The sequence below is a fragment of the Pedobacter sp. WC2501 genome (assembly GCF_052682415.1).
Window position 1 is genome coordinate 4312522 of sequence record NZ_JBQZFI010000001.1, and the last position, 13043, is coordinate 4325564.

The window sequence follows — 13043 nt, forward strand, 5'->3', positions numbered from 1 at the left end:
TCGAAATAAACCAAAATAGCTCACTGCCTGTGTAAAATAGGTAGTGGGATTTTAAAAAGTGTTAAATTTTTAATACTCTTTTAAACAATTGCTACTTTTATTTCCAGATTTTTTACCATTTCATTTTCGTAAATTATTGAACAATCATTACTAAAACCACACATATGAAAATAGGCTCTACTTTATTAAGGCGATATTCTTCTTTATTGCTCCTGCTTATTCTTTCTTTTTCTGTTAAGGCACAATATTTCGGACAAAACAAGGTAAGGTATAAAAAACTCGACTTTAAAGTTTTGCAGACACCCCATTTTGAGATCTATTATTATATCAAAAATGAGAAACTTTTAAAACGTTTTTCGCAAGATGCTGAAACCTGGTACAAAATGCATCAGGAAGTTTTTAGAGATACGTTTTTAAAGAAAAACCCTATTATCCTTTATAATAATCATCCTGATTTTCAGCAAACTACAGTGCTTAATGGAGAAATTGGAATTGGTACCGGCGGGGTTACAGAGGCACTAAAAAATAGGGTAATTATGCCTGTTATGGAACTTAATAGCCAAACAAGGCACGTTTTAGGTCATGAGCTTGTTCATGCTTTTCAATACCACCTTCTACTCGAAAAAGATTCTATCAGCCTAGAAAATGTTGGCCAGACACCACTATGGATGGTTGAAGGGATGGCAGAGTATTTATCAATCGGAAAAAAAGATGCATTTACTTCCATGTGGATGCGCGATGCCATGTTAAATCGTGATATTCCTTCGTTAAAAGATTTAACCAACTCCAACAAATACTTTCCTTACCGTTATGGTCAGGCCTTCTGGACTTATATAGGTTCGCAATATGGTGATACCACCATTGTTCCTTTATTTAAGAATACTGCAAAATATGGTTACGAAAATGCCATCCGATATACATTTGGTTACGACGATAAAACATTATCTGGTCTTTGGAAAAACTCCATTGATGCGCACTACAAGCCGATGTTAAAAGCGGATAGCTCTCAGATTAAAATTACGGGTACAAAAATCATCGACAATAAAAATGCAGGTAATATGAACGTCGCCCCTGCCCTTAGTCCTGATGGAAAATATTTAGCATTTATGTCTGAAAAAGATCTTTTTGGTATAGATTTATTTCTCGCAGATGCCAAAACCGGGAGAATTATCAGGAAGTTGAGCAGTCAGATCTCTAATGGCCATATTGATGATTTCAACTTTATAGAGTCAGCCGGAGCATGGTCGCCGGATAGTAAGCAATTTGCCTTTAGTATCTTCAGTCATGGTAAAAACCAGATGATGATTATTAATGTTTCAAACGGAACTACTGTATCTCAAACACCAATGGCACAGGTGCAGCAATTTGGTAATTTAACCTGGTCTCCAAATGGAAAAGATATCGCATTTTCAGGAATGGTTGAAGGGCAAAGTGATATTTTCTCTTATAACCTGGATACCAAAGCAGTTACGCAGATTACCGATGATGTATATTCTGATTATGCACCAAGTTATTCGCCTGATGGTAAAAAACTGGTGTTTTCATCAGATAGAGCCGCAATTCAGGCCAATGTAATTAATGCAGTGTTGCCTATAAACCTTGCTGTTTACGACATTGAGGCTAAAACGGTAAGCAATTTGGATGTTTTTCCAGGAGCGAATAACTTAAACGCACAATTTTCGGCTAACAGTCAGAACATCTATTTTCTGTCTAACAGAGATGGTTTTAGAAATTTATACAAATACAATTTCGCAGATAATACAGTTGATCAGTTAACCGATTATTTTACCGGGATTAGTGGAATTACCGAGTTTTCGCCAGCCATTTCGGTGTCAACAACAGATGATATTGTATATAGCTATTACCGTTACCAGCGTTATACCTTATATAATGCTAAGTTAAGCAGCTTTAAAGCGAAAAGAATTGGTAACCAGGAAGAAAATTTCGATGCCGCTATACTTCCTCCAATGGAAAACATTGGTGTAAACATCATCAACTCTAATTTAAATAATTTTGACCGTTTCGAGAAAATAGTGGCCGATTCGATGAAAACGGTACCTTACAAACCAAAATTCAGATTAGATTATTTAGCAAATAGCGGTGTTGGTGTTTCAACCAGCCGTTTCGGAACCGGTGTTTCTGGTGGTATAGTAGGAATGTTTAGCGATATATTAGGCACCAACCAGATCATAGCAAACCTATCCGTAAATGGAGAAATTTATGACTTTGGTGGTTTGGTGGGTTATATCAATCAGAAAAGCAGAATAAACTGGGGTGCAGCTGTTTCACATATTCCTTATGTATCTGGTTTTAGGTCTTACGGCTATGAAAATCTCCCTACAGGGGATAATACAACTGTTAAAGCCTTGGCAGACAGAACAGACATTATCAGGACCTTTGAAGATCAGGTTCAAGTTTTTGGGGCTTATCCATTTAGTAAAATACACCGTTTTGAGTTGGGCGGTTCATTTTCGCATTATAGTTACAGAGTTGATAGATATAGCAATTATTATAATTCGGTTGGTAACTACATAGGTTCAAATAAAAGCAGGATTTCCAACGATGTTGCTTCTCAGGATTATGGCATTCCTTTTAATTCTTTTACATTATATCAATTAAACGCTGGTTTTGTAGGCGATAACTCAATCTTTGGCCTTACTGGTCCACTTGACGGTTTCAGATATCGTGTAAGTGGCGAGAAATATCTTGGTACTTATAATTTTGCTGGCGTAACGGCAGACCTTCGTAAATATTGGAGAGCTAAGCCAGTAACATTTGCTGTAAGAAGTTATAATACTTTAAGGATCGGTAAAGATGCAGACAGGCTTTATCCAATGTATCTTGGTTATCCATACCTGATTAGGGGTTATGAATCAAACTCAATTTACAAAAGTACTTCCGCACAATCATCAGAATCTTTCGATATTAACCAATTAACAGGAAGTAAAATTGCCGTATTTAATTTCGAAGTTCGCTTGCCATTTACAGGACCTAAAAAATTAGCTGCTATACCTTCTAAGTTTTTATTCTCTGACCTTAATTTATTCTTCGATGCAGGATTGGCATGGACGAACGATACCAAAGTGAAATTTAAAAGTGAGCCAACTTATACTACTGAACCTGTTTTAGATGATAATAAACAACCCGTTTTTGATGAAAAGGGTAAACCGGTTACCTTTCAGTCTACAACAGAACGTGTACCAGCAATGAGTGTTGGTATATCGGTAAGGGTAAACGTTTTTGGCTATTTTGTTTTAGAACCTTACTATGCGATTCCTTTTCAAAGAAAGGATGTTAAAACCGGAGTATTCGGTTTAACTTTTGCACCGGGATGGTAAAAAGAAAATAATTAATTCTGAAATTGCATATGAAAAAAATATTTTTACTGCTTTTATTTTCTTGCAGCATGGTGGGTTATGCCCAAACAGTAACAGAGCCAGCTAATAATCCAAAAGAATGGTCTCAGGCTACAGAGCCATTTAGAATTGCAGGTAATCTATATTATGTTGGCACGTATGATTTAGCTTCTTATTTAATTGTAACAGAAAAAGGAAATATATTAATAAATACGGGTTTAGCTAATTCGCTTTCGATAATTAAAGAAAATATAAAAGCTTTGGGATTCGATTATAAATCAATCAAAATTTTGCTCTTAACCCAGGCACATTTTGATCATTTGGGTGCTATGGCTGAAATTAAAAAAGAAACCGGTGCAAAATTATACGTAGATGAGAAAGACGCGGATGTTCTTGAAACCGGAGGAAAATCGGATTATGAGCTTGGGAAATATGGTGTAAGTTTCAAACCTGTAAAACCTGATTTCCTGTTGAAGAATGACGATAAAATTAAATTAGGCAGCACTACTTTAACAATGCTTCATCATCCCGGGCATACTAAAGGATCATGTAGTTTTATATTTGATACGAAAGATAAAAATTCCAGCTACAAAATTTTGATTGCCAATATGCCATCCATAATTGTTGACAGAAAATTCTCCGAAATAGCATCATATAAAGATATCCAAAAAGATTATACTGAAACTTTTAAAGCAATGAAAAAGCTTGACTTTGATCTTTGGGTTGCCTCTCACGCAAGTCAATTTGATCTCCATAATAAACGTAAATCAGGAGACCCTTACAATCCAAAAGTGTTTATGGATAAAAGTGTTTTTTTTAAAAATCTTCAGGATTTGGAAAATGATTTCCTCGAAAAAATAAAAAATTAGACTTTTCCTAACTTGTTAAAGCGATTAAAATATCAATAATCGCTTTTTTATAGGCTGCGAGGAATCGTCATTCCCAACTTGATTGGGAACCAAGGAGTGCTCATGAATACCTTTAAAACAAGGGAAACTTATGAATAATCGTAATGCAAGCGCTTTAAGATTCCCGCCTGCGCGAGAATGACGGCCGTAATAATAGATTCTGTCATGGTTTGCTTTTATTAATGCGTTGAAATGATCTTCTACTACGCTACGCTCAGACTGAAATAACAAATAATTCTATTTTTAAACAGGCGCTAAGATAAACTGGTAAATGATAGTTTAACCTGATTGCTTATATTCCGATGCAAGAGAATATTTTCGAAATCGAGGCCTATAGTTAAATCAATCCAATCTGGATTACAAGATCTTACCAAACGTTCTTTTTGCATGCGTGTAAACCGGCTAATTGATTTAAAACGCAGGAGAGCCTGTGCTTCTGTTTTAAACTCTTCAAAATAAACCAGGCGGGTTAATTGCTGTCCATTATCAAAAAACAAGTTTGGCATCTGTTTGTAGAAATCCAGTGTCTTCATTAAATCAGAGCTCATGCCCACGTGCATACTTGTACGATTTCTGTCGGTAACGATATAAACAAACTTTTTCATCATCTTATGTTTAAAACTTAAAACTAAACTATTTAGTATACTCTCTTGCAAATCAAAATAATATTACTAACTTTATGAGCATAAAATTACTAACTATTTTAGTAATTCCAAATTTATTTTAAAATTTATTTTTATGTCAAATATTTCAAATAATTTAAAGTACCTCAGGAAGAAAAAAGGCCATACACAGCAGAATTTCGCTGATATTATGGAAATCAAGAGGTCGCTAATCGGGGCTTACGAGGAAGACCGGGCGGAACCTAAATATGATTTGCTAAAAAAAATAGCCGAATACTTTGATCTTACCATCGATGAATTCATCAATGAAAAAATATCTGACAGCTGGAAACCGAAGCCAAAAAGCCAGGGATCTAACCTTAGGGTGCTGAGTATTTCTGTCGATCAGAACGATCGCGAAAATATTGAACTGGTTCCCGTTAAAGCGAGTGCTGGTTATTTGAATGGTTTTTCAGATCCTCAATATATCAGCGACCTACCAAAATTTCAACTTCCACTGGCTGCATTAAGACAAGGTACCTTCAGGGCTTTTGAAATTATGGGCGATAGTATGTTGCCTGTTCAACCTGGAAGTGTAATTATTGGTGAGTATCTCGATAACTGGAATGAAGTAAAAACCGGCGAAACCTACATCATAATTAGCAAAAATGAAGGCGTAGTATATAAAAGAGCGGGTAACCGTTTCAGAGAGAATAAAGATTTGAAATTGATATCAGATAATAAGGTGTACGATGCTTATACAATTGCTGCAGATGATATTCTGGAAATCTGGAAAGCTAAAGCATATATCTCGACCTCCTTACCTGAACCTGCACCAGACCCTACAATGGAAACGCTTACCCAAATGATGGCACAAATGCAGAAATCAATCTCTCAGTTAAATAAAAATTAACATTTTTTTAACAAATGCCGATTAAACTGTTTGTGTTTTTATGTATCTATCAATTTAACAAACACATAAATAAACATAACATGAAAAAGGCAATTTTAACAATAGCAATTGCAGTAATGGGATTAACCGCTGCATTTGCTCAAGACACAACGAAACGAGCAAGAAGGGCAATGCCTAAGATGACTGCCGAGCAAAGAGCAGAAAAGGTAACTTCCAGATTAGAGAAACAGCTCAGCCTAACCGCTGATCAAAAAACTAAAATCTACGCTATTGAGTTAGAAAACGCAAAGAAAATGGAAGCCTGGAGATCTGCCGATCACAGCGACATGAAAGGCAAAATGAAAGAACGCAAAGCTGCAATAGATGAACAAAAAGCTAAAGTTGATGCGGTTTTAACTTCAGATCAGAAAACTAAAATGGATGCTTTCCGTGCTGAGGCCAGAGAAAAAGGTGAGAAAATGAGAAAAGGAATGGGTGGCAGAGGTAAAAAAGACAAAGAACCTGTAGTTTCTAATCCTCCCGCACAAGGATAAATAGTACAATAGTAATTAATTATATTTTTGAAAGCGTTTCGATTATTCGGGACGCTTTTTTTACTTTTGACCAATGAGCAAAATTGAACAGTTTCTTAGCGGTAAACTTCAGGAACGAAGAGATAATCTTTCGATCAGGAATTTATCAACGAACATCCCTCCTGTTGATTTTTGTTCTAATGATTATTTAGGTTTTGCCAGATCCGGTGAATTAAAAAAAATAATCGACGATACCCTGGCTTCAATGGCCGATTATCTGAATGGTGCTGGTGGTTCGAGACTGTTAAGTGGAAATACTAAATTTACTGAAGAAACCGAACAGTTTATTGCCGATTTTCATCTGACTGAAAGTGGGTTAATCTTTAATTCTGGTTATGATGCCAATGTAGGATTATTATCAAGTATCCCGCAACGCGGCGACACCATTATTACTGACGAATTGATTCATGCGAGTATTATAGACGGCTGTAGATTAAGTCACGCTACACGTTATAAATTTATTCATAACGACATAAACGATCTTGAAAATAAACTAAAACTGGCGAAAGGAAACATATTTGTAGTAGTAGAAAGTGTTTATTCTATGGATGGAGATATTGCCCCATTAATAGATGTAGCAAATCTTTGCCAGCGTTATCAGGCCAATCTGATTGTAGACGAAGCTCATGCTACAGGAGTTTTTGGTGCAAACGGTCGAGGATTAATCAACCAACTTAATTTAACCAGTAAAGTATTTGCACGAATTGTAACTTTTGGAAAAGCCTTAGGCGTACATGGAGCCATTGTTTTAGGAAGTAAAAACCTACGCCACTACCTGATTAATTTTGCCAGATCGTTCATTTACACCACAGCTGCTCCCATTCATAATGTTGCTGCAGTTAAATCGGCATACCAATACCTAAATAAAATTGATCACCAGTTGATTCACCAAAAAATTGCATTATTTAGAAAAGCATTAAAAGAGCAGAAAATCAATGCCCTTGATAGCGAAAGTGCTATTCAGGGTATTTTATTTTCATCAAATGAAGCTACTAAACTAGCTGCTACAACGCTGCAGAGCAAAGGTTTCGATGTCCGGGCAATATTAAGCCCAACAGTGGCCTTAGGCAAAGAAAGGCTTAGAATCTGCCTGCATACCTTTAATACCGATGAAGAAATTATTTCATTGGTTAATCATCTTAAAGAATTAAATTAAATGAATAAATATTTTGTCACAGGCATTGGAACAGGCATCGGAAAAACATTAGTAAGTGCTATTTTAACCGAAAAACTGAAAGCCGATTATTGGAAACCGATCCAATCGGGTGATTTAGATACGAGCGATAGCATAACAATAGATCGTTTAATTAGTAACTCACAAACCATCATCCATCCCGAAAGCTACAGATTAACACAACCACTATCACCGCATTTATCAGCGAGATTAGATGGTGTTGACATCGATCTCGATAAAATCAATACTCCGTTAACTGATAATGACTTAATTATTGAAGGCGCTGGTGGTTTAATGGTACCCTTAAATGAAGATGAGCTGATTATCGACCTGATTAAAAAACTGGAAGTAGAAGTGATATTGGTTTCTCAAAATTATTTAGGCAGCATTAATCATACGCTTTTATCTGTCAATCTGCTTAAACAATATGAAATTCCAATTAAAGGTATCATTTTTAATGGTGAGGAGAATACAGAAACCGAACGATACATTCTCCAATATGGCAAAATAAAAAAGCTAGGCAGTATACCCAGCTTTAGTAATATTGATAAAGAAAAAGTCAAAGCAGCTGGCCAAAACCTTTCAATTTAACTCTCAAGAAGTCAAGTTTTTGAAACTTGACTTCTTTCCAAATCATATTATTTCTCAGTTAAATAGCCAGACTTTTTAAGAAAATCGGCCCAAACCTGGTATCCTGCAGGAATTAGATGTAAACCATCTTTGGTAAGTTCTGCTTTTAAATGTTTGTCCTGATCGGTAAAATTTGGATATAAGTCAATAACCGTTACATTTTTAGCTGTAAATTTCCTGATCTCATCATTCAACCACAGAATATGCTCATCCTTACCATAATGGTTTTTAAACTTTTCGAAAGCAGCATTCACAGGCAAAAGTGTATTGAAATAAATTTTTGTTTTCTTCGACCCTTTTCTGATTCTGGCAATCATTGTTTTATAATTTCTTAAGATCACACTATCCGGAATATTCCTGGAAATATCATTTATACCAATCAGGATAAAAATCTTTTCGGGTTTACCATCAATTACATCTTGCAAACGTTCTAACACACCAAAAGTAATGTCACCAGAAATCCCCCTGTTTTTTGCTTGTGGAAGATCTAAAAGTTTAGCCCAATCTGTTCCGGCAGTAATGCTATTACCTAAAAAAATAATATCCTTTTTTGATTTTGGATCGGCTTTAAACTTAGCCACCTGCTCAACATATTTCCCAGGACGATAGGTACTGTCCCACTTAACCACCTGGGCAAAAGCCGCTGTGAAACTGAAGGTAAATACAACAGCGGTGATTAATAACTTATTTAAAAGTGCTTTCATGTCCTGTTTTTATAAAGTCGAAAATACTATTTTGCCTGAACTAAAATATCTGGATAATCAGAAATAATTCCATCTACATTTAGAGCTTTTAGTTTTTGAATATCTGCTAAGGTATTAGCAGTCCAGGGGATGATTTTTACACCATCTGCATGAGCTTTTTTAACCAGTTCTTCATTCACCATCTGCCAAACCGGACTTAAAATAAAAGGTTTAAAACCTAAATCGGCAATATTCTCTTCGTATGTTTTTTTATTGGCAACCAAAAAAGAGGTTTTCATTTTTGGGTACTTTTCATGGATGATCTGAATAGTCCTTTTATCGAAAGACTGGATTACGACAAAGTCAGCGATCTTTTTCTTTAAAATTACATCCATTAAAAGTTTAACAAACTCATCTGGTTTAGGGTTCGTAATACCATCACCACTCTCGCTGCATTTAGTTTCAATGTTATAGAAAAACTGTTTGCGTTTATTGACCTTAATATCACGTTGAACAGCATCAATCAGATCGGAAAGTAAAGGAAGATGTGTTTTTTCCTTCTTCTGTTGAGGAAACAGCTTATAATATTTGGTACCTAAATCGAACTGTTTAATGTCAGCGTAATTCATTCCAAAAATCGGATATTTCTTGGCATCTGTTACCGGAATATCTTTTCCGTCTGGTGTAAGCATAAAAGCCGGGCTCAGGTAATCATCATGCGTTACTACTACTTTACCGTCTTTAGAAATGTGGGTATCCATTTCCAAAGTGGTAATTCCTTCTATTTTCATGGCGTTTAGCATAGCTGGAATAGTATTCTCGGGCATCAGGCCTCTCCCACCACGATGTGCCTCTGCGCTGAATGCAGGGAAATTAATTTCCTGACTAAATGATTTCGCTGCAAATGCAGATAAGAAAATAAAAATTGCTGTTGTATTAAGTTTCATATTTAGAAGGGATATGGATAATAATAGTAGCGTCAGATGTTACCATCTAACGCTATTAATCAATAATTAGTTTAGTTTTTGAAATTAGTAATCTGCCAGATGGTAACATCTGACAGCATAGGACTTACGCATTAATTTCCGCCTCAAATTTTTCTCCGAAGCGATCGGTAGCAACAACCCTTACCTTTTTAACTGATGGTTCGAAATGCGCCATAAACAAATGATCTGTTGACCTTGGTTCCACAAATGGCCTTGGATTTGGCAGCTTATCGCCTTTATATAGTTTAACAGCTAAAGGATCATATCCATCCTGCTGCGCCAATGCACCCATTGCTTTTCCATCCAGAAAATATTCTACTTTCCATTCAGGATCATAGTTCCATACATTGGCGATTAATCTTTTTTGATTGGTTAAGGTATCTACATAAATATCAAGCTGCTCTTTGCGGTCTCTTCCGGTAGATTTGTAGTACCATTTTAAATTCGTTCCATCTACTTCGTAAACGCCGTAACCACGTGGCGTGCCATCTTCGCAGATCGGGCCTGTCCACCAGCCACCACAAACAGTACCATGGTTATGTTCGTAAATGCCGTTTTTGATTACATTTTTATTAAAATGCGTATGACCCGACATGATATGTACATTTTTGAAATCTTTTAAAACAGCATAAAAATCATCATTGTTTTTTACAGAATTGTGTACCGGAATATGGAGGCAAACGATCAATAATGCATTTTTAGGTACCAATTGGAGATCCTTAGCCAACCATTCTAACTGCGTTGGGGTGATGTAACCATCGTAAGTTCTTTCTACACCTAAATAACGAACATCATCTAAAACTACGTAATGAGCCTTGCCCCTGTTAAAAGAGTAATATGTAGGGCCATAGTGAGCCTGAAAGGTACGATCTGAAGTGTCATCACCACCTTGCCTGTAATCCTGGTCATGATTACCTAAAGCCTGAAAAAAAGGAATGCCGATTTTAGCTATAGCCTCATCGTATGCAGGAAAAAGATCGAAATTGTCCCAAACTAAATCACCTACACCAATGCCATGAACAGGCGTTTTCCCCATGCTCTTCACCACATCTCTTGTATCTGGCACGGAAGTTTCCATCATCTGCGCAACATCTTTTTTATTCTTCACCTGAGGGTCTGCCCAAATGATAAAGTTGTGTTTATTATCGTTCTGTTTTAGCGGCTTAAGATCAAAGTTTAATTTACCAGCGGTATCTGGTTTGTAATAATGACGGGCGATGCTACTTTCAGTTTTAAACTCATAACCCGAAGGTGTACTGATCCAAACAAAACGGGCCAGCTCATGAAGTTTAATTTCATAATTGCCATTTTTATCGGTTTGTGCCACGCTGTAACCATCAGAAATGACTACACCGGCAACGGCTTTGCCTTTGCTGGTCACCATTCCGCTCACTAATCCATCAACCGAGAATAAAGATGATGGAAAGGATTTTAAGCTGATAAAAACTGTTGAAGTTAATAAGGTTGATTTTTGTATAAAGGATCTTCTGTTCATGATATTAAATCATATGGCTTAAATTTTGATAATATTGAGACTGTATCATATTTGTAACTCAATCGAATTTGTCACGTTGAGCCTGTCGAAACGCCTTGTAAGACATTTAAACAGGCCCCTTGACAGGCTCGGGATGACAATTCTATATTTATGATACAGACTCGTTATTTTATTACTTATCTATTAAGGTTGTTACGCCTCCAGTTTCAATTTCACTGATTTGAGAAGTATTAGTCAATACAACACTAACCATCGCTCTGGCTGATTCCCAGCCACCTTTTTTTGTTTTATATATTCCGCCTAGTTTCGCAAAACTTATTGCTGTTGGGAAACCAGCAAAACGTTTTGCAACATCATTGGTTCCTTTTCCGTAATATTCCTGAGGAGTTTTTTGTGAATAAGTAGCAAACTTATCAGTAATTGTAATTCTAAGTCCAGCTTCAGGCGGACCAGCACTATAAAAACTACCACCTGCACCACCGTAGAATATTACATCTAATGGAATTGAATTAGCGGTAATGTTTGTACCTTCAAATACTGCAATACCTGCAACATTACCGCTGTTAGCCAAAAGGTTTGCAGTAGCAGAAATGATATTTCCAACTCCATCTGCTCCAACTGTAGTGGAATAATTAATTGTAGAAATCCACTTTGAGGAGCTAATACTTGTTGATGCCCCACCATTTATTCGTTTTCCTGTTCCTCCAACATAAAAATATTCGCCTTTTTTAACAGTCCCTGTTATTAGGTTAAATTTAAAGGTTCTTATACCACCTTCAATCCAACCCGATAATGGAGCTGCAGTTGCCCCAGCATTATTATTAGTAAATACTGATAATGGGGTGACTGCAAAATCTATATCCCTCGTAGCTAATAATTGAATGTATTCGTTATTTGCATCCGTACCATTTGGATCTACGTCGAATCCAGAAATAATTGCTGGAGAAAGTTTAGGCATTGGAACATAAAAAAAGTCATCTATCGACCTCATTCTATATTCGATTTTCTTTGAAGTTCCCGTTCCGGACATATACGGTATACCGATAAAGTTACCCGAGGGTTGAATTGCGGTATTAGCAAAAGTAGCACTAGCATCAGTACGCAAGGTAGCAATACCGAAACCATCATTAAGTATTTTATCCCCAACATAGTTTACCGGAGTTATTGGCTCTGGATCATAAACGGCATTATTAATTGCCACTAATGTGCTTTCATATCTATCGGGATTAGCTAGAATATCGCTTGTACTTGCTGCTTGCAATTTTATAAATCTGCTTGAGGCGACTTTGGTTATAGATGAACTATTTAATCCTGTAATTTGAAGAATTCCATTTACTCTTTTTAATGTACCACCATCTAATTTGATGTGTAAAGAATCTCCTGGGATAAAGTTTGCCGCCGCAGCTCCAAGGTTAAAGGAAATTCCTCTTAAAGAATCTGCCGTACCATTAATGCGACTGTTTTGCAGGGCAATTAATCCCGCTACCGAATTGCCAGATCTAAAATCAGAAACCACCACACCTCTAATACCCGTGGCACCGCCTATGTTACCAGGATTGAGTGAAAGGTCTGATTCCTTATAGTACCTTCTTAAGTCAAAGTTAGAAATGAAACCACTTTCTGAAAACTTATAGGGATAGTCGCTTTCTCGCTTGCAACTAGTGTAAATACCAATAATTACTGCTAGTAGGAGAAAATATTTTAATTTATTTTTCATGATTAAA

General features: G+C 36.3%; 11 protein-coding genes. 6 read left to right on the top strand and 5 right to left on the bottom strand.

Going from position 1 to position 13043, the window contains the following annotated elements; genetic code table 11:
* Nucleotides 1-164 precede the first annotated feature (164 nt).
* Entirely contained in the window at nucleotides 165-3338 is a 3174-nt protein-coding gene (locus ACUN24_RS18200) for a peptidase MA family metallohydrolase (protein ID WP_445563794.1), read from the top strand.
* A gap of 29 nt (nucleotides 3339-3367) precedes the next feature.
* Nucleotides 3368-4225, top strand: coding sequence for a PEDO-2 family subclass B3 metallo-beta-lactamase (gene blaB3PEDO / locus ACUN24_RS18205; RefSeq protein ID WP_445563795.1), 858 nt, complete (start codon nucleotides 3368-3370; stop codon nucleotides 4223-4225).
* A 293-nt stretch (nucleotides 4226-4518) separates the two neighbouring features.
* On the opposite strand, the gene ACUN24_RS18210 is transcribed toward blaB3PEDO, so the two are convergent.
* Nucleotides 4519-4869 carry a GIY-YIG nuclease family protein gene (locus tag ACUN24_RS18210; RefSeq protein ID WP_029275228.1) on the bottom strand — a complete coding sequence of 117 codons (351 nt, stop codon included), beginning with the start codon at nucleotides 4867-4869 and terminating at the stop codon, nucleotides 4519-4521.
* 133 nt (nucleotides 4870-5002) lie between these two features.
* On the opposite strand from ACUN24_RS18210, the gene ACUN24_RS18215 reads away from it, so the two are divergent.
* The 4 genes from ACUN24_RS18215 to bioD all read left to right on the top strand — a co-directional run bounded on the left by ACUN24_RS18215 (nucleotide 5003) and on the right by bioD (nucleotide 8116).
* Entirely contained in the window at nucleotides 5003-5779 is a 777-nt protein-coding gene (locus tag ACUN24_RS18215; protein ID WP_445563796.1) for an XRE family transcriptional regulator, read from the top strand.
* A gap of 80 nt (nucleotides 5780-5859) precedes the next feature.
* A complete protein-coding gene (locus ACUN24_RS18220) occupies nucleotides 5860-6312 on the top strand; it encodes a hypothetical protein (protein WP_315424231.1) in 453 nt (150 codons plus the stop codon).
* Between the two features lie 73 nt (nucleotides 6313-6385).
* Complete coding sequence (locus ACUN24_RS18225; RefSeq protein WP_445563797.1) at nucleotides 6386-7507, top strand: aminotransferase class I/II-fold pyridoxal phosphate-dependent enzyme; 1122 nt, start codon at nucleotides 6386-6388, stop codon at nucleotides 7505-7507.
* Nucleotides 7508-8116 carry a dethiobiotin synthase gene (gene bioD, locus ACUN24_RS18230; protein WP_445563798.1) on the top strand — a complete coding sequence of 203 codons (609 nt, stop codon included), beginning with the start codon at nucleotides 7508-7510 and terminating at the stop codon, nucleotides 8114-8116.
* Nucleotides 8117-8163: 47 nt separating this feature from the next.
* Here bioD and ACUN24_RS18235 read toward each other — a convergent pair whose 3' ends face one another.
* The 4 genes from ACUN24_RS18235 to ACUN24_RS18250 all read right to left on the bottom strand — a co-directional run bounded on the left by ACUN24_RS18235 (nucleotide 8164) and on the right by ACUN24_RS18250 (nucleotide 13036).
* Nucleotides 8164-8859 (bottom strand): GDSL-type esterase/lipase family protein, encoded by a 696-nt coding sequence (locus tag ACUN24_RS18235; RefSeq protein WP_445563799.1) that lies wholly within the window; start codon nucleotides 8857-8859, stop codon nucleotides 8164-8166.
* Nucleotides 8860-8885: 26 nt separating this feature from the next.
* Complete coding sequence (locus ACUN24_RS18240; RefSeq protein WP_445563800.1) at nucleotides 8886-9785, bottom strand: glycerophosphodiester phosphodiesterase family protein; 900 nt, start codon at nucleotides 9783-9785, stop codon at nucleotides 8886-8888.
* Nucleotides 9786-9909: 124 nt separating this feature from the next.
* Complete coding sequence (locus tag ACUN24_RS18245) at nucleotides 9910-11319, bottom strand: calcineurin-like phosphoesterase C-terminal domain-containing protein (RefSeq protein ID WP_445563801.1); 1410 nt, start codon at nucleotides 11317-11319, stop codon at nucleotides 9910-9912.
* Nucleotides 11320-11491: 172 nt separating this feature from the next.
* The gene (locus tag ACUN24_RS18250) at nucleotides 11492-13036 is read right to left on the bottom strand and encodes a DUF5689 domain-containing protein (RefSeq protein ID WP_445563802.1); all 1545 of its coding nucleotides are present in this window, start codon (nucleotides 13034-13036) and stop codon (nucleotides 11492-11494) included.
* Between the last annotated feature and the right edge of the window lie 7 nt (nucleotides 13037-13043).